The organism is Pseudomaricurvus albidus, from assembly GCF_018863235.1.
Classification (GTDB): Bacteria; Pseudomonadota; Gammaproteobacteria; order Pseudomonadales; family Cellvibrionaceae; genus Pseudomaricurvus; species Pseudomaricurvus albidus.
The window spans coordinates 52851-77763 of the sequence record NZ_JAHKRS010000001.1 but is presented as its reverse complement, the minus strand read 5'-3'; the positions used below and the strand labels follow the sequence as shown (position 1 = coordinate 77763).

Annotated in this window: 18 protein-coding genes; 5 read left to right on the top strand and 13 right to left on the bottom strand. The window is 47.8% G+C overall.

The window, feature by feature from the left end:
* Nucleotides 1–54 precede the first annotated feature (54 nt).
* Both KOI40_RS00365 and KOI40_RS00360 read left to right on the top strand, forming a co-directional pair.
* Entirely contained in the window at nucleotides 55–948 is an 894-nt protein-coding gene (locus KOI40_RS00365; protein ID WP_216095453.1) for an AbiTii domain-containing protein, read from the top strand.
* A 34-nt stretch (nucleotides 949–982) separates the two neighbouring features.
* Nucleotides 983–1498: a hypothetical protein gene (locus KOI40_RS00360; protein WP_216095452.1), complete on the top strand. Its 516-nt coding sequence runs from the start codon at nucleotides 983–985 to the stop codon at nucleotides 1496–1498.
* Between the two features lie 305 nt (nucleotides 1499–1803).
* Here the strand turns inward: KOI40_RS00360 and KOI40_RS18690 are convergent, their stop codons facing one another.
* The 5 genes from KOI40_RS18690 to KOI40_RS18540 all read right to left on the bottom strand — a co-directional run bounded on the left by KOI40_RS18690 (nucleotide 1804) and on the right by KOI40_RS18540 (nucleotide 8509).
* Nucleotides 1804–2190, bottom strand: a complete 387-nt coding sequence (locus tag KOI40_RS18690) for a transposase (protein ID WP_216095451.1) — start codon at nucleotides 2188–2190, stop codon at nucleotides 1804–1806.
* 549 nt (nucleotides 2191–2739) lie between these two features.
* Entirely contained in the window at nucleotides 2740–4128 is a 1389-nt protein-coding gene (locus KOI40_RS00350; protein ID WP_216095450.1) for a TniQ family protein, read from the bottom strand.
* Nucleotides 4112–5218: a TniB family NTP-binding protein gene (locus KOI40_RS00345; protein WP_216095449.1), complete on the bottom strand. Its 1107-nt coding sequence runs from the start codon at nucleotides 5216–5218 to the stop codon at nucleotides 4112–4114. The genes KOI40_RS00350 and KOI40_RS00345 overlap by 17 nt, the downstream gene beginning before the upstream one ends.
* Complete coding sequence (locus KOI40_RS00340; protein ID WP_216095448.1) at nucleotides 5211–7832, bottom strand: TnsB C-terminal domain-containing protein; 2622 nt, start codon at nucleotides 7830–7832, stop codon at nucleotides 5211–5213. Before KOI40_RS00340 ends, KOI40_RS00345 begins: the two co-directional genes overlap by 8 nt.
* A 299-nt stretch (nucleotides 7833–8131) precedes the next feature.
* Nucleotides 8132–8509: a helix-turn-helix domain-containing protein gene (locus KOI40_RS18540; protein WP_216095447.1), complete on the bottom strand. Its 378-nt coding sequence runs from the start codon at nucleotides 8507–8509 to the stop codon at nucleotides 8132–8134.
* Nucleotides 8510–8827: 318 nt separating this feature from the next.
* Here KOI40_RS18540 and KOI40_RS00330 point away from each other — a divergent pair, with 318 nt between their 5' ends.
* Together KOI40_RS00330 and KOI40_RS00325 are read left to right on the top strand one after the other, a co-directional pair.
* The gene (locus KOI40_RS00330) at nucleotides 8828–9076 is read left to right on the top strand and encodes a hypothetical protein (protein ID WP_216095446.1); all 249 of its coding nucleotides are present in this window, start codon (nucleotides 8828–8830) and stop codon (nucleotides 9074–9076) included.
* A 336-nt stretch (nucleotides 9077–9412) separates the two neighbouring features.
* Complete coding sequence (locus KOI40_RS00325) at nucleotides 9413–9721, top strand: type II toxin-antitoxin system TacA family antitoxin (protein ID WP_216095445.1); 309 nt, start codon at nucleotides 9413–9415, stop codon at nucleotides 9719–9721.
* Between the two features lie 237 nt (nucleotides 9722–9958).
* Here KOI40_RS00325 and KOI40_RS00320 read toward each other — a convergent pair whose 3' ends face one another.
* Nucleotides 9959–10360 (bottom strand): Xre family toxin-antitoxin system antitoxin, encoded by a 402-nt coding sequence (locus KOI40_RS00320; RefSeq protein WP_216095444.1) that lies wholly within the window; start codon nucleotides 10358–10360, stop codon nucleotides 9959–9961.
* 774 nt (nucleotides 10361–11134) lie between these two features.
* Nucleotides 11135–13357, bottom strand: coding sequence for a cation:dicarboxylate symporter family transporter (locus tag KOI40_RS00315; protein WP_216095443.1), 2223 nt, complete (start codon nucleotides 13355–13357; stop codon nucleotides 11135–11137).
* Nucleotides 13358–13586: 229 nt separating this feature from the next.
* On the opposite strand from KOI40_RS00315, the gene KOI40_RS00310 reads away from it, so the two are divergent.
* Entirely contained in the window at nucleotides 13587–14492 is a 906-nt protein-coding gene (locus tag KOI40_RS00310) for a serine hydrolase (RefSeq protein WP_216095442.1), read from the top strand.
* A 25-nt stretch (nucleotides 14493–14517) separates the two neighbouring features.
* Here KOI40_RS00310 and KOI40_RS00305 read toward each other — a convergent pair whose 3' ends face one another.
* From KOI40_RS00305 to KOI40_RS00280, 6 genes are all read right to left on the bottom strand, one after another.
* Complete coding sequence (locus KOI40_RS00305; RefSeq protein ID WP_216095441.1) at nucleotides 14518–15807, bottom strand: serine hydrolase; 1290 nt, start codon at nucleotides 15805–15807, stop codon at nucleotides 14518–14520.
* A complete protein-coding gene (locus KOI40_RS00300; RefSeq protein WP_216095440.1) occupies nucleotides 15804–18737 on the bottom strand; it encodes a PEP/pyruvate-binding domain-containing protein in 2934 nt (977 codons plus the stop codon). The genes KOI40_RS00305 and KOI40_RS00300 overlap by 4 nt, the downstream gene beginning before the upstream one ends.
* A gap of 120 nt (nucleotides 18738–18857) precedes the next feature.
* Nucleotides 18858–20237, bottom strand: coding sequence for an NTP/NDP exchange transporter (locus KOI40_RS00295; RefSeq protein ID WP_216095439.1), 1380 nt, complete (start codon nucleotides 20235–20237; stop codon nucleotides 18858–18860).
* 51 nt (nucleotides 20238–20288) lie between these two features.
* The gene (locus KOI40_RS00290) at nucleotides 20289–21347 is read right to left on the bottom strand and encodes a metallophosphoesterase family protein (protein ID WP_216095438.1); all 1059 of its coding nucleotides are present in this window, start codon (nucleotides 21345–21347) and stop codon (nucleotides 20289–20291) included.
* Entirely contained in the window at nucleotides 21337–22770 is a 1434-nt protein-coding gene (locus tag KOI40_RS00285) for a hypothetical protein (protein WP_216095437.1), read from the bottom strand. The genes KOI40_RS00290 and KOI40_RS00285 overlap by 11 nt, the downstream gene beginning before the upstream one ends.
* Before the next feature lie 141 nt (nucleotides 22771–22911).
* Nucleotides 22912–24843, bottom strand: coding sequence for an acetyl-CoA hydrolase/transferase C-terminal domain-containing protein (locus tag KOI40_RS00280; RefSeq protein ID WP_216095436.1), 1932 nt, complete (start codon nucleotides 24841–24843; stop codon nucleotides 22912–22914).
* Between the last annotated feature and the right edge of the window lie 70 nt (nucleotides 24844–24913).

The window sequence follows — 24913 nt, the reverse complement described above, 5'->3', positions numbered from 1 at the left end:
GGACATTACTAATGTTAGGGCGTTAGCGTACCTGAGAATTTAAAGGAATATCGAATGTCACTATTGAGAGAAATACAGGATACCGCGATAGATTCAAGAACTGAACTGGCGGTCCTACTAAGAAAATGTAAAGTACTAGCCGCTCGTTTGGGAAACCCAGAATTTAAACAGTGGGTTGAATGTGAATTGAGTGGCTATGATGACATTGATGATCTGCCTGATTACCGAGTACTTACAGTAAACTCAAAAGGGCACTTTTCTGGCCCCTTCCAGTCAGGTTTGAGGAATGCCGATATCCCATTAATGTGTATAAATGAAAAGCTTCGGAAGAACTTGACTCACTCTTATCTTAATCAAGGGGTGGCATCAATGGAAAGCTTGGTAAATGATGCGAGTGGCGGCACATTGCAAGAGCCTTGGAACCCTGATTTGGTAGCATATGTAGGGCAAGATATATATGAAGGCATGAATTGCATGCAGGCTTGGAAAGTTATACCTGTTACTGGAATTGTCGCTGCTCTAGATGCCGTGAGAAATAGAATATTAAATTTCGTCCTTGAAATTGAAGCAGAATCACCTGATGCAGGCGAAGCTCCTGTCAATTCTAATCCGGTGCCGCAGGATAAAGTTCATCAAATATTCAATACCTACATTTCTGGTAACGTTCAAAATGTAGCAACAGGTAGCAGAGACTTTGAGCAGCATGCAATTAACAATGATACTACTCCTGAAGTATTTTCCCAATTAATTGAGGCGCTGGAGTCTGTGCGCGGTGAACCAGCATACGATGCGGCAAAAAGTAGTGTCATTGAAATGCAGGAGTGCTATGGAGCTGATAGCTTCAAATCTAAATATCAAAACTTCATGTCTGCTCTAGCTGATCACATGCAGGTTTTGGGGCCGCTAGTTGCTCCCTACCTGCCAGCACTGGCTGCACTGGTGCCTTAACAAAGCCAGCCGAAAATGCGGGGGCTAGAGTTTTATGAAAAAAACTAACTCTTCGATAAATACAAGCGCTCCTTTGCCTGAGTCCCTAGCGGATGTGGTGGTAGAAGCAAGTGAGGGAATTATTGACTCGCAGCTTGCGGATGGGGTCTTAAAAGAAATTCCAGTTCTCAGTTCTATTTATGGAGCACTGAAAGCTGGGAGAGACATACGAAATACACTTTTCTTAAGAAAGATTGCTAGATTTATCAATGAAGTGGCGGCAACAACAGCTGAAGAAAGAGCTGGTTTCACTAACCAGTTTGAATCTGAAGAAGATTTACTTCGACTTGGCGAAACAATAGCTCTACTTCTTGATAGAACTGATGACACTGAAAAGCCAAAAAATATTGGAAGGCTCTTTGTTGCAGCAGTTAAAAACCAAGTTCCGCTGAAAAAATATTTAGGTCGTGCGCAATTGTTAATAACTGTTACCTTCAAGACTTATTGCTTTTACCTCGATTCGAAGATGGACCTCAAACGGATGACCTTCGACCAATTGCTGAATCGTTAATGGCAGCAGGTGTCTTAACATCCGGTGGTATTGATGGAGGTGATATGAGTGAAACACCAATTCGATCTGGAACAATTTTCAATCTAAGCGAGTACGGTAAACTGTTGCTAGCTTATGGTATCGAAAACTAATTAATCCTAGCAATATGATTAACACGGGCTCTATCTTTAAGGACTTTTGAGTGATGCCAACGAAGCATGCCATGCGCCGTCAATCGTCCATGAAAGCCCATACGCTTTAATGCGCCATTGGCTGTAGAGGCATTGGTGTGCTTATGCGGATCAATATCACTCGGAAACAGGTATTCACTCTGACCAGTGAATCGCTGAGATTATTGATACAAACAGAACAGATCGGATTTTGTGCCGCCCGCCACAAATGTATCGCTTGCCTTCGAATACACCACTGTCTCGGTTCATTGAAGTCACTCCGACAAGGGCTGCGATCTGTTTTCGGCGGAGAGTGACGAGTTTTGGCAGCTCACTCATCAGTATGTAGGCTAGGACGTTCCCAACACCCTTGGCACTTAAGAGCAGGTCGCGCTTCTGACGCCACTCGGCGATACTGTTAATGAGTTTTTCGAGTTTCCGGTCGATTCCATCGATTTCTTTTTTGATGGTGTTCAGGATAGTTTGAATGGGTTTGTGAACGTTTTTGGCATGCGCTTCAGACGGTTTTTGCATGGTGCTCATATCGAGGCACTGGTTACGAACAGCCAGTAAGTCACTGATATCTCTGAGCTGTTCGGGTTTAATGGATGACAGTTTGGGCTTTGTGGCTTCGCCAAAATGGGCAAAGTCCCGAGCACTTCTACTAAAGGCGTTAGCTGTCCGAGTTACCCGCTAGTTGTAGACACACTATATTGGGCGTCCCACCGTCCGTTAATGGCACAAAGGCAACTGTTTAATGTTCTTCAGAGCATCCTCAGGAGGCTCGCTGATTATATCGGGAAAGGCACCGAAAGAGCACTACGAATGTTTAGTAGAGCACTGAAATCGGGCAGTCAGAATGATCGACACGAAAGAGATATTGGAAGTGTCAGTTTCCCCTAAACTGAAATTATCAAAAAAATATCAACCGAGATATTTATGCATAACAGCTCAAATTATAAAGTTTTAGAGACGATAATATTTTGTAGCCCTAGAGGAAATGATTAAGATAATAATCCTAACTTTCGGCGAGGTTCTGTCATTAATTTATAAAAATAATTTTTGATAACTTGTTGAGGCTATCTGTATTTTTTAAAAACAGTTACGATTAGACTGCTCTAAATTAGCATATTTCTTCTGGAGTGATCTCAATAATGATTTTACATCGTCGCGTCTAAGGTCACTGGCAGGAACTAGCTTCAGATCTCTTAGCTTCCTGTCGCTTGGGTAAGTATCCTTTTTTACCAAGCTGAGAACACTTCTGGTTAAATTATCTAAACGTTCGGAGCGCCTATGTTCTCTTTGCTCTATTTCCCATGCTGTATAACGTTCTCTTAACATCCGATACTCTTCTGGGAAGTGATAATTTAGCTGGTTGTAGCTGATATGATGAAGGCACGATAAACTGCTAACATTTATAGGTGGATAGGGATTTTCTGTTAGTACATTATTAAGAGACTCTTTAATTTTTTTCTTTCGAAACTCTGTGATTTTTGGAGATTTATAAAAGTGAGGGCAGGGAGAGCTTCGCCAATTTTCAGGTGCAGTTAAATTGTCACTATCAAACAAGAAGTTGTCCAAAGGAATGTCTAATTTATAGCAAATATCTATAAGTGTAGGGAAGTAAGGCCGTCCACCACCATCGACAAATCTTGATATTGTTATTGGATTTATATTCAATCTCTCACAAAATGTTTGTAAAGTCATAGAAAAGCTTTCAAGCAGTCGGAGTATGCTGATTTTGGCTTGATTGCTGTTTAAGAGCGTCTTTTCACTCCACACTCTCTCTATCAATTTGTAAATAGAGTGTGTTAACCATAGATCCTTTGGAGATGCTTCTGTCGAACCTTTCTCTGGAGTCTCTTCAATAAGAGAGTGCCCGCAGCTGTCACAGATCCATTGACGCGGAAAAGGGGCGTAAACAGGTTTTAGCGCTCCACAGCGTGAGCACGATTTCTTGAGTCTGCTGTGATGTAAAGTGCATACTTTCGACAGGCTAAACAGCCAATACAAGCGTGTGTAAGGTGTTCTTCCAGAAGCTACATCTTCTTTCCAACACTCGTTACACCATGAAATGTGATCCAATAGGAATCCTCTTGAGCATTTAGAACTCAAGTATTCAAGAGGTTTCACTGTCAGATATCTTCCGTCAATAGAGTTATTTGTTGCTGTAGTAATTGCTTCGATGTACCGACCAGCCATAACTCCAAATCCATTGCACGCATGATACCCCATAGAAGCAAGTTTATTTGTTTTGGCTGCATGTGAAGGTAAGACATACTTTTCTATTAGTTTACGAGAGTAAGGGTGAGATAGCATCATACACTCTTCAGCTTGTCGGCAGAGATATGAACTCATGCATTCTACATCGCCTGTATAATTCCCATAAGGTATCAACGGTAAGAAAAAAGGATATTGAGATTCGTTTATCTCAATATCCACAGTTGCAAGTTTTGGGACAAGATCAACATTGAGTATCATGTACTGGGTATCTTCTTGGTTTTTGAGTTCCTGGCTTTGATTTACGATTGCCTCGACGTATATTGGTTTTAGGGTTTTCGATCAGTTCCATTTGGCCTATGTCATCCACACATACAAGGCTAGGACAGAACTCTTGTTGTGTAGACTCGAAATAAAGTTCATAAATCTTTACCTCTCTTTCAATAATAGAAAGTCTATCAAAAGAGAATTTAAACTCTTCTAAAATTGATTTTTCCAGCTCTCTGAAATTGTTTTCTAAGCAGAATGCGATACTACTGTGTAGCCATGAAGATAATATTCCCGGACATCCTAATGTGTGGTTATATATGAAGTCGAAATCCTCTAGGACATTTTTATCAATTGGTATTTCTAAATTTTCTATGAGGTTTACATAGAAGTCGAAGAAGTGCTTGCAGTCTTCTGGATTGTTTTTTTTATATCTTGGGAAATATATAGGAACCACTCTTCTTGCTAGCTGTTCATTAAGATTTAAAAAACCTTTAGCGCCGTGGGTTCCAAAGAAAACAAACTTAGTTTCCATTGTATTAGCCCAATTTTTGATTCTGTTTACATTTTCACGTTTTTTAGATTCACTGAGTCCTTCAACCATGTTCTGACTTTCGTCGAATACAATAACAATCGGTCGAAATGCTTTAATTCTTTCACGAAGTAATTTCTCAAGTTTCGCAATACTTAGTCTGGTTGTTTTTTGAGCGAAAAAGCCTTTTCTTCGTAATTCTTCGTTTTCATCCAGGTCAACTTTTGATTGCATGCCGCAATCGCCAAGTTTTTCTAGAATGCTTTCTATAAATGCCTTCCATGGGAAGTCGTTGTTATATTGCGATGGCATTTCAATCATTACTGGTGGAGCATAATCAGACATCCACCCATTATCTTGTCTACTTTGAAAGTCTGATATCAGAAGCTCTCCCATAGTTGTCTTGCCCATTCCAGCAGGCGCGATTACGCAAATAGCTTCATCCGAGCGACCATGCTGAAAGTATCTTTCAAGTTTATCATAAACCTGTTTAAAGTTTTTATGGGCTATTACAACATTATTTTCGAGTCTTTCTAATGTTGTCTTATTCATCATGGCCACCTTTGGAATAGGTTGAAATAGGAAGCGTATGAATGTTGTTGATACTAGGACTGAAGGTTGATGGTGGGTCTAGGAGGTGGTTCTCATCGATTATAGGGTTACCGATGGAAGATTTTTTAAGATTGAATTCGGAGCACTCTTTCTCTGTTAAGTTCTTCTTGATTCTTTGGCTATTGCTCTCTAAATTCCTTTTTCTTTTAGAGTCTCGATAGCGTCTAGAAGCTACTTCCATGTGAGCAAGTCGAATACCTTTGTCAAAACACTCTCTTACAAGGGGGTCATCGACTTTAAAAAGAACCCAACGATTATTTATGAGCCCCCAAGCATATGTTATGTCATATGGGTCGTATCTGACTGGTATCGAAGCTTTTTTGCCGTCATAGCCTGGAACATTGCTACTAAGTCGGTAATTACATCCTCGAAAATTCAATTGGTTTTCATTTAAGATCCTTGTACCCTTTCTATCGGCTTCAGCCAGTGTCGACAAGTACACGTGATATTCTGAAAGTGCTTTGGTTCCAGGTAATTCATCGAATTTAGATGCTGACCTTTTCCAGCGCTCATGTGGAGTCTCTGATATTCCTCGGCGATTAGTATGTGGGCTTTGTAAATAGGCATAATCTTTCAATCTCATTTCGAATTCATCTGGCGTTATTTCAACAAACTTGTCAGGTTTGTGGCTGCCAGATAAGCCTCTTCCCAGTTTTTGTAGCTGTTTATTACCTGATAAATGATGAATGAATTCGGTTTCAGTTGTTCCAAAGCATCTTTCTATTATTGACCCGTGCCGGGATGCAGAAGTGGGTCGGTTGCGCTTATGAATACCCAGGTCGGCCATAGTTGAATCAAAATAACAGCTCTGAAAATCAGGTCCGTGATCAACAACCATAAATATTGGGAATCGTTTATATCTACGGTAACATTCACGTAAGAGCATCATCGTTGATCGATAGCTCGGAGCTTCAAATGAAATATGTACAGCCAAAACGACACGGCTATGGCCGTCATACATAGTTGATAGATATAATGTTTTATCTAATGGTTGTCCGGTTAACGCTGATTTAAGTTTGATTTCGATTGGAGTGTGGTCGGCATGTACGATTTCAAATATATAGTCACCGTGACACGGTAAATCCCATTCTAGATCGATTTCTCTAGGTCTTGGCCCTAAAGCGTATGCAGCTTTAAATCCTTTCTGTTTAAGCGTTCTAGTGTATTTATCAATAGATTTAAATCGTTTATTAAAAGTTTCATAGCTGCAAGGTGAATATCCACTATTTTTACACTCATGCCAAAATCTTTTCCAAACATGATAAACAGGGGCGGGTGCTGGTTTTAGTAATTCTTCAAAATATTTATCAATTAATTTTATAACACTGGAAGATAGTCTTGGGTTTCTGTTTCCTCTTTTTTCTTTATTCGACATTACTGCTACCAATGGATCCATAGCAGTTTTAATTTTTTTCTTATAGCGACTCAATGTTCTCGATGAGAATGTGGGCAACGTATGTCCTTGAATCATTGCTAGTCTTTTTCTTGCTTCTTCAACCTGATAAGCTTTTTTTCGAAAAAGTAACTGCCTGGTCTCGTCATTGATAACAGTTTTTTTTATATAAAGTTCTTGTTTTTCTAAAAGTTCATAAATATTAGATTCAGAAAGGCTGACGATCCTATTGCTTGCATCTCTAATATTTAGCTGAATGCGTGGAGTAGTTACTAAATTTAGTATTTCAAACTCTTTATCTCCCCACCATATTGCTGTCTCAGTGGACAGGCTTTCAATGTTAATTATAGGAATCAGCTGCTTCTCTTTCTTCAAATCCTTTATCCCATTAAAGTAGGATATGTCCTCATAAATCCAGACTGATTCAGGATTAACTAAAAGTTCTGAATCGATGTCGGCAAATAGTTTTTTATGGAATACTCCCTGAAGTATCTGGGTTTGAGTAAATGTACGACTGAGTTCTGAAAATCTCATTCTATTTCCATTGGTGCGAATAGAATTCTGTATTTCCTTCGTTGCATGTTCATTGTGATATTTTAAGTCGTCTATGTAATTTAATAAGTACTGGCAATTACGAGTGAAGGAAGTGGTAAAATCTCTATCTGTAGAAACGATAACCTTAATACCTAGTTCAGATGCAGCTTCTTCAGCCGGTGGATAGATGTAACCTGAGGTTGTCTTTTGGAATTTCTTTGGGTTGTTCGAGATTTCGCTTTCAAGCCATTCTTGCTTTTTACACTCTACGAGAAAAACTGCATTTTTAGTGATGACCAAATAGTCTAAACCGGCAAGATACGTTACTTTTTTATCTTTTGAATTTCTGTAGCTGATTTTAATTGGTGTTGGCTGGCAAAAATACAGAAGTACGTCATGTCTGAATTCGCATGACAATAGAAATGGTAGTTCTGCTGATCGACTTTCTGAGTTTTGTGTCCACATCATTTTACGAGATGCAATTGTATCGTGGACTGACATATGGTTCCCCGAAGGACGGCGGCTAGGAGTATTGCTGTCATAGATATCTAAAACATATTGAACTCCAGCTCTTGGGATGTTTTGACTTTTGAGCAAACGTTTTAATGAGTTTCGATTAATGATCATTTTATATCCTCCGCATCTATAAAAAGGAGTCCTGAGACTAAAAGCTCGATCAAACGATATGCGTAGAGAACCTTTAGTTAGGCTGGTCACTAAAATCTAGCGTTTTGACTAGACTTTAGAGCGCCCAATATCCTTACCAATTTCGGTAATAAAATTTACAGTGAAGGGGATCGTGTCCAGAGAAACCTTGACCTATAGCTTGTAAGGAGCAATACTAACGGTGCGAAACGTATTTATTACCACCTTAAAGCGGGATGAGCTTCTGGTTTATCCCCTTTTTATTCTCATTTCAAATAATCCTATCGATAATCACCTCCTTTATCTTTTCCATTTATTTTTAAAAGATATGACATAGCTAGAGTTTCATGTTCACTTAACGTTCCAAGCCTTCGCCATAAGTCATCAATAAATCTATATTCATGCAGTGAAGCTCCCTTGGGCACTCTACGGCTAGGTTTTGAGCAGTCTGCGGCATCTAATAATTCTTGTTTTTCTTTATTGTCTAAATTTAAGCAAATGATAATGCTGTCCACTATCTCTTGCCTGGGTGGAGGTTTTTGTCCGCTTTCCATAGCGCTAATGTAGCAGGGAGAGAGGTTGATCATGTTGGCCAGTTGCTGTTGTTGAAGGCCACGAATTCTTCGGAGATTAGAGAGACAAAACCCGAATGGTTTCATTATCTTTACTCTATAAAGTATGTATCTTTACTATATTCCTTACGGTAAGAAACTGTCAAAATTCAACATAAAAAACACCCTTACGCGTATTTGTATAACACTTCTGATATGAATTTATTTATTAATGTCCGAAACATCAATCAGCCAGCGAGTTTAGAAAAAAGCTAGATTAGAAATGTAATACATTTCCGATAATTTTATTTTATTTATGTCCTGTCTAACATCAATTCGATATGAATGCCTATCGACGATAGAATATAAAAGTCTAGATATGCCGATTATTTTTGATAAATTCATTATTTTGGGGTGGATATAGCTATGATTGAATATGCGTTTAAAAAAGAGCCCTCATGGTGGTCGAAGTTGCATCTTATTGATGAGAGAGGATTTGCTTTAGATGAACTGGAACGTCTGCTAACTCCAAGAGAGTTTGATCTTTTGATTAAATGGCTGTATGGGCAAACATGCCCAAGCTATAATGGCCGGACTTTGGTCTGGCCTCACGACTTAATAAGGTGGATAGAGCAAGGCCAACTAGATCATCAGCTTTATAACGACTGGGATTAATTATATTTCTCGTACATATGGCTTTGGGGATTTGGTTCATGAGTTTATTGATAAATAATAAAATTCGTTGGAGTCCTGAGTCCTGAGTCCTGAGTCCTGAGTCCTGAGTGCAGGTGTTGAGTTTTGGAGTGAAGGTTGATCTGGAGGGCGAGGATAATAGCCGTTCGGACTATAGTCGAGCTCGTGTAAACGTCTGGTAATTAGCTTAATAGATTTAGACTTCACAGATTGTTGTGTGCTTAAACGATAAATTTTATCTGTTTAGTGATTGTTCGTAGGCAGTGATTTTCGTCTTATTGCGCGAAGTTAAGTCATCTGAAATGTGAGAAAATATAAATGGTCTCGTTGGCACCGAAAAAGACGCGATTAGTTGCTAAAGTCTCAAAGGATCTCCATGAAATAGTGAGTGTTGCTGCGGAACTGTCTGGAGAAACGCTCTCTCAATTCATTGTCGAAGCTCTTACTTCTAAGGCTCGAGAAGTTATTGAGCGCGAGCATACTATCAGGCTTACAGTCGAAGGTGCCGATGCAGTGTTTGAAGCATTGGAGAATCCGCCACCAATAAACGAAAAGCTTAGAGAAGCTGCACGTAAATTCAAAGAAAATGGTGGCTTTCATAAGACTGGTGAAGGCAATATTCCATAAGCTCGTTGAGTATAACAGGCTTATCATCATCTATGTGCGATATAATGAATGAACTTTCTATCTTGCTTTTGCTTTGATTTCGGTAAGCTTCATTAATCCACCTGCCCTGATCAGGTTCGTTCATGGTTTCCAGAAGTATGACCAAGTATAGAGCCTAATTACTTTATTATTCTAACAGCCAGGTATTTTAAAATTTCTATCCCATCTGTCTCGGAGCAATTGTAGAACGGCATAGGCTTATGAAATAAAACCTGCATCAATCTGATTCAGGGTCATTTCGACCAATTGAGCTCCAGCCTCGATGTGGAGAATCTCCATAGCCGATTGGTTTTCGAAGAGTTTTCTTGGCTTGTGAAGCCAAGACGACGCTTTTTGTTTATTTCCAAACACTTCTAATGCAAGAGACAGAATTTTGGCTGCACGTAGCCAGCGCTCGGTTTCGTATGGAGTTAGGTGTTGTTGACGTTGTTTGCGACGGGTCAAAGTACGGGAGTTGATGATCCAATTTGTCTCAATAGGAGAAATCCCAAAATCCTTTAACGCATCTAAGGCTTCTGGTTGGAGTCCACTTTGCACAAGAAGTATTTCATCTAGAGGGGATTTGAGGGGTACTCCGGCTAAGTGGCTGACATTTAGCATTGCCCGGCTAGAGGCCGTCTGGCTAGCAATCGATGAATACTTGAAGGCGCTGGATATCACGTTTTTTAGATTCTCTCTTCAGTGCAATATTGAGCCATTGTAGTAATCACTTTCCCAAGCAGGCAAGTCAGCTAGCTTTAAAACTATGGTTGCCTTGTGTTTCTGTAGTGGTCCAATTATAGATTGCTCGAAGGTGCAGGCAAACAATTACCTGAACATTCATCTCCCGCATCTGCAATCGCTAGTTACCATCAATGGGGCTTTAAGTAATGGTTGTGCCCTGGGGTCTGTGGATTTTGCGAGCCCCCGAATTAGTTTTCATGTCGAGTGAATATAATTGGTAGTTATGGCTTGGCTTTGGCAGGAAATTACTTCGGACTAATGATTTGAAAATAGGGGTAAAGGCCACTGTCCGTAAACCCTGTGTAGTGCCTCAGTGAGACATTTGTAGAAACTGCACGCACTGATTAATAAGTGGGCTGACATTGTGCCGATAGAAGAGCATAAAAACACCAACTAAATTAGTAACTTAGCTTGGTCATTTTATGGTTTAAAATTGTATATCCCATGACAATTTGTTATTGTCTTGAAGAAAATCTAAGCTATTATTGACGCTTCAATCCACGTAGCTCGACCGTTTTTGACAATATATGATTCATACGGGTCGACAAATATTGAGTCAAACGACAAAAGAATCGGCCTTTTTTCGTTTCCGGGTGTCAATTCTTCTTGCTTGCCGCTTTCTTCTCAGTGGATGAGGTGAAAAGCAACGTCCTAATCTACCCACTGCAATACATCTCTGACGATGGACCACCGCGGCTTGGTGCTTTGAGCGCCCTTGCCTTCAATCCAGTATTGGTGGGCGTCTTCAATCAAGCCTGTGTTGTGGGCGAAGACAATCCATTCATTGACCCGTTCGCTGAAGCTGGTGTCGTACAGTGGCAGTCCAAAGGCGGATGACATCTTGACCGGATCAGGCTGTGGCACCACCACTGAGTATTCCGGATGCAGGAGCGTCCAGGCGGAAGCGTTTTCCACCGGCATCAGAAAAGCGTCCAGTTCTGGATGCTGGCCTTCGAAGAAGGGTTGCCAGAACTCCAGAATCTCAAAGTTTACATTCGCACCGTTGAAGTAGTATTCCATGCTGTTGGCTATCTGTTGATGATCCAGGGGTATGCCGATGGTCAGCTGGTCGTGCTCACGGATTTTTTTCAGCGTGTTGAATTCATTGCGCTGATCGTCTTTGAGTGCGAGTCCGACGGTGCCTTGTAAATAGGGTTCAGACAATTTGAGTTTGGCAAACCAGAAGGGGCGATACCAGATGCCGGGCATGATATCGATAGTGCCCCTCTCCAGCATGGTGGGCATGTCACTCCAGTCGATGGGCACAAACTCCGCTTTGACCCCCAAAGCCGCGGCCAGCTGTTGGCCGATCTCCACATCGAAACCCACCAGCTCGTCGTGACTGTTGAAAAAACTCATGGGCAGATTCTGCGGAGCATAGCCAATGCGCAGAGTTCCGCGGGACAGAATCTTTTCCAGCAGGTTGGTGTGTACATGTCCCTGGCTGTCGTAAATTTTACTCAGTGCATCTGTGTCGGCGTCGTCGGCAGGCAGTGTGTCGAGACTGCGATGTACGATGGTGTCCACGACCTGTGTGGCCGGGCGCATGTTGGTCAGTTTTTTATCCATGTTGTACTCGAACTCAAAAAAGTACGAGAAGGAGACGCGCATGGTCACCACGAGAATGAGGCACGTGACGGCAATGATGAGCAGAGACAATAAAATTCTTCGATGACTGAACACCAGAAAGCCGCCCATGGCGCCGGCGCCCAGCAGAGCAAACACCAGCAGGTTCATGGCGGTGACCATGGAATCGAATTTGCCGGTGAGAATGGTGGTGGGGATGTAGAGCTGAAAGGTGTCATGCGGCAAGCCGAACAGGTCCAGCAAAAAGGGCAGGGCAATCTGGGCCTTGGCAAAGTAGCTGGGAATACCGGCAGAAAACAGCGAGGGAAAATCGCTGAACGCCATGGGCGCACCACTCAGCCAGGCGGCAAAAGGCACAAACAGCAGTGTCAGCAGCTTGCCGGCATTGGGAAAGTTGAACATCACTGGCACCAGGACCTCGGCGGCGGAGTTTGAATCGTTGTTCAGCAGCCCGTGTTGTTCCATGAGCACTTTTGCCCGGTCGGCCAATATGGGCAGTACGATAAAAGCACTGTTGGCGACAAAGGCCGTGAGCAGTGCCGCGTGCGCAATGCCCACCACTTCGCGATAGCGGAATGGGGTCACTGCAGTGACCATCAGAGGCAGAATGACAAACGCCAACAGGATGGCGGCAACGCCAAAGGCGATAAAGTACACCTCCAGCATTTGCAGCATTTCCAAATCCATTTTGCCGGTAGCGGCGGCAGAAATGGCAAACACTCCGATAGGAGTCAGACTGATGATCATGCGGGTGATAATGATGATCGCCTGATTCCAGGTACGCAGCGGCAACAGCAGGTTTTCCTTGTCTTCAAGGGCGATCAGTCCCACGCCCACAAGACAGCTGAACAGCACCACCGCGGGTACTACATTGCGGGAGAGTGAATCAAACAGATTCGATGTGAAGTAAATTTCGGTCAGGGAGATAGGGGTGTGTGGCTCCACCAGTGAGCTGCTGTAGAAGGATGCGTTTTCCACATCGGGAAAGGTCATGGGAATAATCAGCAGCACCAGGCAGGTAAAGGCCCAGATGAGCAATAGCAGTATCACGCCTTTCGCAGCCAGACGCTTGGCGCCGGATGGTGTCAGGCTGCCAAAGGCAAGAATCAGTGCGGTAATCAGATAGGGCAGCACCGTCATTTGCATCAGGCGAATGTAGATGTCCCCCAAAGGCTCCAGTACCTGAGCGTACTCTCCGAAAAACAAACCCGCGAAGACCCCCAGCCCCAGACCAACGAGAATTCTCGATGAGAGACTGCTGTTTGTTATTCGACTAACCAGCGTCATACATTCGTCCTTGTCCCCAAGCTTGAATACCCATAATAGACCAAAAAAAAGAAGGGCTGCCTCTTCATTATGGCACGCAGCTACGCTTTTGTTTCCGCGGGAAAGGGACTATCGTGAAGAGTATGAATTCGGTGGTATGGGTTGTGTTTTATTCATGTCGGTGCCGGGTCAGGTGTCTGCTCCGTATCAGATGAGGACAGCTAAGGTGTGGTTAAGTCCGGGTAGGGTTGTGTTGTGGTTAATACCGCTGTTGATGCTGTCGACGGTGCCCTGCGCGGTGGGGGCTGAGAAGGCAGTTTCCGGCTCGCCAGAACCGGCCATGAGACGGCGAGATCCCCCCTACCTGATGCATCATACCGATCAGACATTGCAGACCGGCCTGATGAATCTGTTGCGTAAGCAAGGTTTGTGGCAGTACGCCAATAACAAGACCCTTGCGGTGGGGGTTGTGGATATTACCGATCTCGATAATCCCCGTTACGCTGCCATCAATCCCAATCATATGATGTATGCCGCGAGTCTGCCCAAGATCGCGATCTTGTTAGGGGCCTACCACAGAATACATGCCGGCGACCTGAAGCTTACCCCCGAGTTGCAAGACAAGATGACCCGCATGATTCGCTCGTCGAGTAATACGGCGGCCACCGAAGTGCTCGATCTGGTTGGCCGGCAATATCTGATCGATCTGCTGAAGTCCGAGACGTTGCGTTTATACGATGTCGATTACAACGGTGGTCTCTGGGTCGGGAAACCCTACGCAAAGAAAGGCGCTTATCAACGGGATCCGTTGCACAGCCTGTCTCATGGCGCCACGGTGTACCAGACGATGCGGTTTTTCTACCTGTTGGAGATCGGTCGTCTGGTGGATGAAAAACTCTACCGAAGTATGAAAGAAACCCTTTCCAAACCCGCCATCTCTCACAAGTTTGTCGCCGGGTTGCGAGGCCGTCGGGAGGAGGTGAAAGTGTATCGGAAGTCCGGCACCTGGAGGGATTATCACGCGGACGTCGCTCTGGTGGAAACCCGGGGTCGCCGGGTGATCATGGTGGGTATCGTTCAGAACCCCAAGGGTGGGAAATGGCTGCAGAAACTGGCCGAACCCTTGCTGGATCTGGTGCTGGATTCGGCGGATTAAACTCCCGGACCTAGTCTGACTATAGTCAGGGAGTTGCGGCGGGAGCCGGTTCCGGATGTGCTGCCTCGATAATTTTGTGAATTTCCTTGGCCAGTGCCTGATGATCATAGGCGGAGTTCTTGCGCAGCACATTGGATATCAGCATAACCAGATAATGCAGCTTTCTCTCACCAGCCGGACTTTCCACAATGGCAAAGGAGTTCATGTAGTTTTTAACATTGCCCTTGTACTTACCGCAGTGAAATCCCTCCTCTTGTTTGCAGCTGTAGAGCGAGCCGGATTTAAAATAGACCGCAGATTTATTCAGAGAAGGAGCTGATGAGTAGCGGATTCGACGCTCGGTGACATAGAGTAAACGCTTGATTTCGCGGCTGGAAAATTCGTCAACCAGTTGCCCCTGTTCCATCAACAAGCCATAGCGCATCAGCTGACGTGCGGTTGCGTAACTGTTGCCGGCTCCGGGAACATTCGCTTTACCCTGACGGGTAAAAAAACTGCCCTGCCGAAACTGCTCCAGATCGAAACCGTTTCGCTCCAGAGGTTCGTAAAACGTTTTGCGGTACAGTTCAGTCAGTTCTTTTTTGGGGGTGGTGGCGAAAAACTCGTGAATTTCCGCTTCCGGTACGGGATAACGCTCTCCAAACTGACGCATCAGCATGGCGTCACGCATCAACATGCCGGCGGCGGAATTTGAGCTTGGCGAAACCATCCAGTCCAGATACTCGTAAACAGAGGCGGTGTCGCCATCCTGAATGGGGCGACGGGTGAGGGTGCCGGTTTCCATATCAAAAAGGCGAACGGTGTGATGGTCCGAATGGGAAAAGCTGTCCGCCGTGATCATGGCCGTTTTCAGAATGTGTTTGCGATCTTCCACATCGGGCCAGATGTCCGCCAGCGCCTGAAAAATCGCCAGTACTACCGCCAGCTTGCCAACGCTGCCGACATTCTGTTTGTAATTGTCCCGATGCTCGGCATAGCGCGGGTTGTCCGGATCGGACAGGTCGAGGACGGCAATACCATAGGCGCTGGCGTTACTGCCGAGCAGGGCAGTGATCTGGCGGGTAAACTCAGGGTCCTCTTCGGGGATGGTGAGTGATTTCATGTCCAGCAAGCGCGGGCCAACTTCTGCCAGTGGCAGCAGGGCACCGGGTGGCTGCTTGGGGCCAGGCATCAGGCCTTCGGTTGCCCGCCGTGAGGCTTCAAGACGTCGTATACCGGTCTCTTCATAACCGTCGAGTGGGTAGGCTTGTAATGTCAGTGGCGAACAGCAGGTGATGAGTAACAGCGATACCCGCGAGAGAGTTTTACTGATCATTGAGGTGCCTCCTGAAGGTTCACGGTACGACCCTGAGTGGAATTAAGCGTCTTGTCCATCTGCTGGAGATAGGTGTTGCTCTGCGCGCCCTTGCTCTCCAGAAACGGACGAATCTGAAACAGCCGAAGCTGTCCATCGAGAAAACCAAACTCCACATCCGCGGCTGCCGGGTTGCCGTCGTCGTCGGTAATGGGAGGGAATTTCACGGGCAGCTCGTCGCGGGCGAAAACAATCAGCCGTTCAATCTCGGCCGGTGTCAGTACGGTGTCGGCGCCGGACGCGGGCAGCTTGAGGATGCCGCCCTTTTCCGCCAGTACTCTGCGCACCGGTGCGGTTGCGGTGGCCATCACTCTGACTGAGCCGTTGCGGGTATCAATGCGCAGGGATTCAGCCGCTTGCCCGTCCACGGCTCCACCGAGGCCTTCATTGACGGCGACCGAGATGGTTTGCAGGTCGCCCGTGTCCAGATCCTGAGTGACCAGCACGCCGGATTTGTCAGAGGGTACGGCTTTCAGCAGCAGGATGGAGGTGTACACGTGTTCCGGGCTCTCCATATGAGATTGTCTCCAGGCGAAGGCGCGCTCGGTAAACGGCGAGGCCCAGACCTTTCCGATGGCCTGCATCAAGGCATCGAAGCCCACCACATTGGGCAGGGTGAGATTGAGGCCAGCACCGGTAAAGCCGGGAAGATCCTCCACATTGGTGTCGGAGCGGACAAACACTCCGGTGTCTTCAGAGCCGAAGGTGTCTTGCATGGCACTGGCGAGCTGGGTGCGGAAACCCTCACTGGGTTTGGTGTTGATGATCAGCTCATACAGCTCACGGCGAAATCTTTCAGCCAGGCGCTGTCGCTGTGACGAATTCTCGGGCAGGCGCTCCAGTGCGCGATACTGGCCGACCATCCATTGGTAAATGGTTTGGTTCGATTTGGGGTAAGGCTGATCCAGCACTTCGGCTTTGAAGATCCCGAAGGGGATGGCCACGCCGGGGGCGACCGCCTGCGGGAACGCGTGGCGCAGCTCGCCGAGCTTCGCCGCTTTGGGGCCTACGGTACGGCCGGAGTCCCGGGCGCGAAGGTCATCGAGATTGAGAAATTCCCGAACCGAGAGATCCAGTTTGTCGACATCGGGCCGGATCACCACTGAGGAGGCGGAGCCGCTATCGGCAAGCCGCTGCTGCCATTCGTCATCGTAAGGTGACAGCTCCACCAGTCCTGAGGGGCTGACAGCCATAACGATCTGCTCTCCATCGTGCTGTCGCAGGGATGGCACCATGTCTTCATTCACCGACACATTGGGAATGCCCAGATTGCGAGCCAGCAGTTGCACGTGGGAGAGGGGGTTGCCTTCCCCTGCGGTCAGGATGCCGGCAATGGGCGGCAGGTCGGAGACGGTTTCCGGTAACAGGTAAATGCCTTTGGGTGAGAAGGCATCCATACTGCCTGTATCAGGATTGGCGTGTAATTCGCCGGTGGCAATGCCGGGGTTCAGGGCGTTAAAACCCACGCCGACACTCTTGCCAAAAATGGTGTGTTTGACCCCCGCCAGACGGTTGCTGTCCTGCGACAGTGTGTCCAATACCTGAGAGTAAAACAGCAGTGGGCTGCCTCTCAGTTGGTCCTGAATAAACAGAATGGCTTTGGGCTCAAGTTGCGCGAGCTTCTGCATGGCGTCGTAAAAGAAAAAGCGCATGTTTTGTGTTGCCCAGCCCGGCACTCTGCTCAGATAGCGCAATTCTTTCAGGTAAACACTGAGATCGACCTCGTCGGTAGTCAGAGGCTGCAGGCTATTGAGGATGGCTTCCAGCTCCCGTTTCTTGATCAGGCCGGCTCCGTAAGCTGCCTGGCTCCCTGCCTTTAACAGTTGCACGCGCTCGTGGCGGGTCAGTGACGGGAGCGTCTCACGCAGGTCTGTGCTGGCGCGAAAATTTTCAGTTTCAACATCCAGTCCCAGGTCCAGTATGCGCAAACGGGCAGTGGGGGTGCGCACGCGGGGGAGATTGTCGCGCAGGTCGGCCAGCAGTTGACCGGTAATCTGATACCGCAGAAATGGGGAGTTGCTGTTCTGCAGCTGATTTCTTGCGTTGTCCAGTAATTGCTGTAGCCAGGGAGCGCCGGAAAAGTGTTCGTTGATCTCCGCCAGCTCTTCAGCGAGGGGCTGAGCCTGATAGACCTGATCAATCATATCGGCGAGAGCCAGATAGCGTTCTGCCAGTTCAGGGTCGGACACGTTTGAGGCGTAATCGCGAACCCGCCGGGCATCTTCGGCATCGGGAGCGCCGTGAATTTTGGCGCGCAATGTCATAAATCCGGTGTCTTTCGACGATAGCGCCGCCGATTCCTGCCGGACCTTTTGGGTTGAGGCTGTGGCCTCTCCGTGGACCAGTAACCGGGCACCGGTTCTCAGGCTGAGAAAGTGAGTGTCAATCCACGGTGGGTGTGCGGCCATATATTGCAGCAGGTCCTTGGCGCCGGCGCGCTCCCCTTCCTCCTGAATGGCTCCGCGATAAAACAGGGCCTGGCGCATTATCCAGCCTTCATCTGCAGCGATCAGGTATTTCTCGACCAGCAGTTGGCCATACACGCTCGTGAAATCGGTTTGGTTGACCGCGATTTCCGGTTTGATGTCTGCCAGGAAGGTCGCAATCTTGTAGCCATTCTCGCGAAGTGTCTTGGTCCGCTTGCTCCACTCTCCATGTTGCCGGCCACCACCGTGGGAGGCGCAGGCGTAGGATTTTGGCGGCAGCACGGAACCATCATTGCAAAACCAGCGGATTCGCTCGAAGGGCCCTCTGGGAGCCTCTTTCATCTCCTGTATCCACTGACGGTAGGTCGCTTCGGATTTGTTGGCGGGGGGCTCTGTGGAGGCGCTGGCTGTTATTGCCGGTAAAGCAGTGACGGACAATAGCAAAACAAGAAATCGAAGCGGCATGGTTTTTCCTGTCATGGGGTTATCAGTTATCAGGATGAAAAGTTAGAGGCATGTGTTAGACATTAGACGAAAATCCCCGAATTATTAGTGTCAGCGGGACATTTTTTCCCGCCGGTGATATTAAGTTTCTGTTTTCCTGCTGCTCTTGTCGGCGTCGTGAGGAACCAGACGACGGTAGTGTTTACCGATCAGCAGGGCGATGATTAACCAAAAACACACAAGCAGGATGTTCACCATCGCAAAGCCCTGGGTGGAGAGCGCCAGCCAGGTGGTGCCTGCAAACACCAGCACTGCAGACAGCACATCGCCGGCGCGCACAAAGAAGGTGTCGATGGCTTGCTTCGCTTTGTACTTTTGCTCCCGGGTGGTGGGCAAAAACAGCACTTGCCTGACAGTATTCTGCAGCGAGTAATCGGTAGCGTTCTCGGCGGTTTTCACCCAGCGGACATAGGCCAGTACCGGATAGAACGCGGCTACGATGTAACCGCCCAGCGCGATCAGGGGCAAAATCATCAGGGCGACCCGGACCCCATAAAATTTCAGTATCCGCGATACCACGAACAGTTGCAGCACCAGTCCGGCGATATTCACCACCGTGAAAAAGCCTGCATAAAACTCTCCGATAATTTGTTCTTTGGTGAGAGGGTAGTCAGGATTGTCGGCCAGTAGTTGATTGGCGCTTTCGAGTACGGTGCGTCCGAGGATGTATTCGCCGGTGGTGTTCACCCAGTTCAGCAACAGCATCAGCAGGGCAATCAGTAGCAGATAGCGATTGTTAAACACCATGGCAAAACTGCCACCTTGCTTAAGAGGCTCTTCTTCTTTGTTCGCGCTTGCCGGAGCCTTGTCTTTAGCTGGCAGCTTGTCGTGAGAAGCGCGGCCGGAAGTCTGAAGAAAGTTGGTGATCAAAAGGCTAAAAACCAGAATGCCCGCGGCCACCAGCATCATCTGATAAACCCCCAGAGATTGAATCAGCAGGTGGTCCAGATAACTGCCGGATACGGCACCGAGCGATGCGCCGAATGCGACGATGACAAACAGTCGCTCCCCCTCGTCCGGGGTGTAAAGATCGTTGGCAAACGCCCAGAATTGCGCGGGTACCATCAAATTGAAAATACCCACCCAGAGAAAAAAGACCACGCCCAGGGGAGTATCTATTTGAGCGAGAAAATAAAATAACAGCAGACAGGCGGTAAAAAACAGGGTGACACCATTGATCAGTAAACGACGGGAAACCCTGCTGGCAAGCCAGCCATAAAACGGCACGGCCAACAGCAGTAGCATGGCCTGTCCGGCCGCGGCATAGCTTTTTATTTCGGCTCCGCCGCCGGCCAGAATCAACGCTTCTCGCACGGGTTTCAGCACATAATACGCCGTCAGAATCAAATAAATATTGAGAGCCAGCATCAGCGCCGAAAGGGCTTCACCGGATCTGACTTCGGTAAAGAGATTGAGAAAGCGTTCCAGTGGTGTCTTTCTGGGGAGAGAGTGGTCGATCACATCAGTTCCTTTTGAGTTGAGCGGGGCCGTAAAGGCTGATCCAAGTGACGGTTACTGCCAGTGGTCGAGTTGTTCTAAAGGCATGGAGGTCAGTGGACTTATATGTTCGGGAGCCGTGACTAAATCAGCCCGTTGAATGGTCGCGGCACGAGTGCTAATGGCGTTGGGGAGTGTTTGCCAATCAATCATGTCGCCGGGGGCTTGTGTCATTTTGGCGCCGAGTTTGATGTCGTCTCCAATTTCCAGATAACTTACGGATCGCGGCGAGCGTGCATGAGTGCCAACAAGCTTGCGCGGGCCACTGCCGAGGCAAGACAAGCTCACAAGATAGAGCCCGTCTTTGTAGCCGGGGTAAAAGGTATGGTGGTGTCCGCTGAGATAAAGATCGACATGGTGATCCTTTAGCAGTTGCTCCAGTTCCCTGTCACCGCTGTAGCCATTCTCACGCCGCTGGGCAAATGGCCATAAGGGCACGTGGCTGAAGACAATACGCTGCTTGTAGCGCTCGCCATGAAGTTCAAGCAGTTTATACAGCCAGCTTTTCTGAACTTCGGGAAGATCACCGGTTGTGGTGACATCCAGACTTACAAACAGAGCCTTGTCTTTTTCGAAGGCATAGAAGTAGGGGTAGTGTTTGTCGTCGACAAATGTCAGCGCTGGACGATGCCTGATCCATTGTTCACCGTAAATCCGGCGTTCATGTTCAAAACCGGGGTAGGCTGAACCATCGTGATTTCCCGGTGTGACGGCCATAAGAAGTCCTGCTTTCTGTAGTGGCTCGGTGACGTGATGGTGAAAGCCCCGCCACATGTCGTTAACCTGTTTTTCGCTGAGGTGTGGTACTCGCTGGCCTGCCACCATATCCCCGGCATTGATGATCAGATCGGGTTTCAGTTGAATGATTTCCCGAATGGCTTCATCGATCGCTTGCGAATAGTGGGTCGAGCCGTAACTGCCGTTAAGGTCAGAAATAATGGCCACCCGCAGTGGCGCGTCAGGCTTTGAAGTTGTTTCCGTTGCATCTATAAGCGGCGTGAAAACAAGAAACAGCAATAGCACTGCGTAAGGCAACAAGCATGTGGGATCGCTGTGGTGTTGTTCATGCCTCATTGTCGACCCCGCAGGAGAGTCTTTGTTCCGGTGCGCTGCCAGTGCGGAAAAAAGTATCCGGGTCCAGATCGAATCGCAGTTTTCCTGCTTCACAGGTTGAGCGAATGATGGCCGCTGCGTCGTGAATGGCCTGCACGGTACGATTGAATTGAGCCGTAGTCAGTCCAAAGGATTCTTTTAGATACTCAAACAGTGGCCCCTGCTGCTTTAAATCCTGGTCGAGTTTCATCAGGCGAATGTAGGTTTTTGGGTTGTAGTGGCGCAGTTTTTCCAGCATTTGGGTGCGCTTGGTAAAATTGGCATACAGTTTTTTGACTCCTGCATCGTTATCGTTGAGCCAGGTGCGACGGAGTTTCAGTAACTTGCCATCAATACTTTCCGGTTTGTTTTCAGAGTAGATCACCTGATCACCGTCGACCCAGTGCCAGTAGTTGACGTAATCGATATTGCCAATGCGATCCTGCTGTCGGAAGATATAATCCAGCAACGTGATTTCGGTCAGGTCCTGCATCCAGTAGGCCATCTGTTCGTCGCCAAAGCCGTTGGCCATGGCTTTCCTCAGGGCGGGATCTTCTGCGGCACGCTTGCGCCCCTCCCGGATCGCATCAATAAGAGGTTTGCTGCTTCTCAATGCCTGGAAGGGTGCGGTCTTCTGGAAGTCCCGGCTTTGACCTTCCCCCCAGCCCGAGCGACGAGAGCTGTTGACTTCGGCATGGTAGCGTCGGCCTTTGATGTGCAGCATCACCCCGTAAATCTGTGAGCGATCGGAAGTGAAAAGCTCACTGGTTTCAGGGTATGACTCGGGTTGTTGCTCCGCCTTATCAAGAAGTTGCCATGCGGCATGGTTCATTTTTAATGACGACTTTCCAGCCGAATGCTGCAAGCCTTTGTGAGTCACTCTTTGAGCGTGGGTTTTACGATCCATACTGCGCCACACGGCGACAGGGACATGAATGCCGGTATCGAAGTATCGTGAAAAGTGATAGTAGAGCAGAGACGAAGGTGAAAAGGTGCCGCTGGTCTGGCGACCATTCATGGTGATTTTAAACGCAGCCGGAGGGCCATCCGCCTTGTCGGTGACAATGTGCCCCTCCGGGCAAACCTCCTTTTCAAACGTCGGTTGTTTGTCCTGGTATGCCCCATTAGACAGCTCGTAGACAAAGGTGCCAGGGCTGGTGCTCACCAGCTTGGGACAAAGTGCAACATTGCTGTCATAGAAATCCAGACTGCACATCTCATCGGCCTGAGCCTGTTGGTTATCAGGGTAGGAGGCTCCGGGCATGGGGTTCAGGGCGACACAACGTTCGCGGACCTGATTCGGGCTGGTATAAAAGACTTCTTTCCCTGCGACCTGATCGGTGGCTTGTGCAGTCTCTGCCATTATCAATAACATCGGCAAAACCAGGTGCCTGACGTTTTTCACACTCTTACCCCTGTCGCGGTTTAGGATGCATGGGTGGATGGAAAGGTCGTTAATGATGAGCGACCACCCGCCGAATGGCAGGGGTACAGAAAGGATAGCACCCGCCTGTGTTCCGGCAAGTGCAGGCAGGGTGAGGCGGGTTTAAGCTTCAGGTTTCGCCAATAGAGAGCGGGAGGACTCGGTGTGGTGCAGGGCACCAATGACCAGTAACTGTAAGAAAAGGGTTTTGGGTGTGTGGGCCTGATCCAGTTGCATTCTGTGCAATTCAGCGGCGTAGAGCTTGCGGCCATTTTTTCGATGACGCCACCCCAGATGTATCATCGGCAGCAGTTGTTTTATGGCAGTGCCTTTTTGTTTGATGGCCACCAGCGCGACGGAGAGGCGCATCTCTTCCTGGGTGAAATCGGAACCCAGAGGAAAGTGAGGGAAATGTGTCAGGAGTTCGGATTGCTCAAAGGATGTGGCAATGTTCTCGGGCGTGTTGTGCGTAAAAGCCTCCGGGATACGATAATCCGGTTCCAGCTTGCCGGCGTTCTTGGCGGCGGTGAGCAAATCCTTCTGGAAGCGTGAATCCGAAATATGCAAAAGCCGAACAATCACATCGCGGTCTGACAGCCCGCGTAAATCCGCTGCACCGTACTCGGTGACGACGATGTCCCGCAAATGTTTGGGAATGGTCGCGTGTGGATAGTCCCAGACAATGTTCGACGAGGTTGTTCCATTTTTGGTGCGGGTGCTGTGCAGGCAGATAACGGAGCGGCCGTCCTCAAGTTCCTGAGCCTGGGCGACAAAGTTGTATTGTCCTCCGACACCGCCGATAACCTGATAGTCACGGAGAGCATCGGAAACCACGGCGCCGGTGAGTGTCACCATCATGCCGCTGTTGATGTAGCGGGCATCACGGCGTTGAGTGCGCTTGAGGTTTTCGTCGCCGTAGAGGTGATTGGTGAAACTCACCGGGCACATATCCAGCCCGTCCCGGGATTGCTGATCAAGATCGCGCAGTTGTTGATAAAAGTTCAGCGAGCCCAGATAAAAGCCGGCATGGCAATAATGCCCGCCGGGCGCTACGGTGCGTTTGAGAATGTCTTGCTGTCTCAGGAAGATCAGGCCCTCAACCAGCATCTCGGTGTTGGCGTAAAGTCCCTGATCAAATCGACCCGTTTCCAGTGGTATGTTTGGTCGCAGAGAAGTTGATCGCTCGCCGGAAAGATTGTTCAGCAAGGTTTGATAACGTTCAGGCTGATGATGCCGCAGTGCCAACAGATAGGCGACGCTGTCACCCACTGAGCCAATACCAATTTGCAGTGTGCCTCCGTCTTTGATCAGTGACGAGACGTGTGTGGCAATGGCGTAGTCGCCCAGCGCAACCGGTGCGAGAGGCGTGGGAAATAACGGAAAGTCGGGTGTGGTGTTGATAACTGCATCAAAAAAATCAGGGGGCAGTTCTGCGGATCCACCCATATAAGGCAGTTGCGCATTCACCTGTGCAACCTTGAATATCTTCTGTCCTTTTTTTTCCGCTTGATCGATCAGGTCTGCGGTGAGATCCGGATTGCAGCTCAGGCTGACCTGAGCGCTGTTGTCTGGGTGGGGGGCTACCAGCTGCGCAATCACATTGGCACCCAGGTCGAGAATGTCTCGACAGACGTGAGTGTAGTTGCTGCTCAAATAATGTTGCTGCGCTGTCTGGTTGCCGATCAGGCTGCCGGGATTGAGGAAAAATTCCGATACCTGAATGTTGTCTGGCAGATTCCCCTGGCGGCGTGCGGTGGCGTAAAGCAGTTCGGGATAGTGGCTGTATAGCCGCTCAATCACCGGCTGTAAAAAACGTTGCACGAGCTCGTTGCCGGAGGCCGGAGCCTCCAGGGTTAAGGCTGTCACAATGTGCAGATTGAGGCTGGGATCGTCTTTGGCGCGCAGGTACAGGGCATTGGCGACGTGATTGGCTTTGCCTAATCCCAGAGGTAAAGCGAGGACAATGTGTTTGCCCACCGACTCAATAATCTGATCGACACAGCGTGTCAGTTCGGGGGTGGATGCGTCGGTCTGTTGTCCGGTTACTGTATCCATAAATTCACGCTTACCTTTTGGGTCGTGCAGTCGGATTCTTTACACGGTGTTTAATGGTTGCTGTGCAGTT

Coding starts and splice junctions, on each gene's coding strand:
- KOI40_RS00365 (WP_216095453.1), top strand. CDS start 55: ATGTCACTATTGAGAGAAATACAGGATACCGCGATAGATTCAAGAACT.
- KOI40_RS00360 (WP_216095452.1), top strand. CDS start 983: ATGAAAAAAACTAACTCTTCGATAAATACAAGCGCTCCTTTGCCTGAG.
- KOI40_RS18690 (WP_216095451.1), bottom strand. CDS start 2,190: ATGAGCACCATGCAAAAACCGTCTGAAGCGCATGCCAAAAACGTTCAC.
- KOI40_RS00350 (WP_216095450.1), bottom strand. CDS start 4,128: ATGATACTCAATGTTGATCTTGTCCCAAAACTTGCAACTGTGGATATT.
- KOI40_RS00345 (WP_216095449.1), bottom strand. CDS start 5,218: ATGAATAAGACAACATTAGAAAGACTCGAAAATAATGTTGTAATAGCC.
- KOI40_RS00340 (WP_216095448.1), bottom strand. CDS start 7,832: ATGATCATTAATCGAAACTCATTAAAACGTTTGCTCAAAAGTCAAAAC.
- KOI40_RS18540 (WP_216095447.1), bottom strand. CDS start 8,509: ATGAAACCATTCGGGTTTTGTCTCTCTAATCTCCGAAGAATTCGTGGC.
- KOI40_RS00330 (WP_216095446.1), top strand. CDS start 8,828: ATGATTGAATATGCGTTTAAAAAAGAGCCCTCATGGTGGTCGAAGTTG.
- KOI40_RS00325 (WP_216095445.1), top strand. CDS start 9,413: ATGGTCTCGTTGGCACCGAAAAAGACGCGATTAGTTGCTAAAGTCTCA.
- KOI40_RS00320 (WP_216095444.1), bottom strand. CDS start 10,360: ATGCTAAATGTCAGCCACTTAGCCGGAGTACCCCTCAAATCCCCTCTA.
- KOI40_RS00315 (WP_216095443.1), bottom strand. CDS start 13,357: ATGACGCTGGTTAGTCGAATAACAAACAGCAGTCTCTCATCGAGAATT.
- KOI40_RS00305 (WP_216095441.1), bottom strand. CDS start 15,807: ATGATCAGTAAAACTCTCTCGCGGGTATCGCTGTTACTCATCACCTGC.
- KOI40_RS00300 (WP_216095440.1), bottom strand. CDS start 18,737: ATGCCGCTTCGATTTCTTGTTTTGCTATTGTCCGTCACTGCTTTACCG.
- KOI40_RS00290 (WP_216095438.1), bottom strand. CDS start 21,347: ATGAGGCATGAACAACACCACAGCGATCCCACATGCTTGTTGCCTTAC.
- KOI40_RS00280 (WP_216095436.1), bottom strand. CDS start 24,843: ATGGATACAGTAACCGGACAACAGACCGACGCATCCACCCCCGAACTG.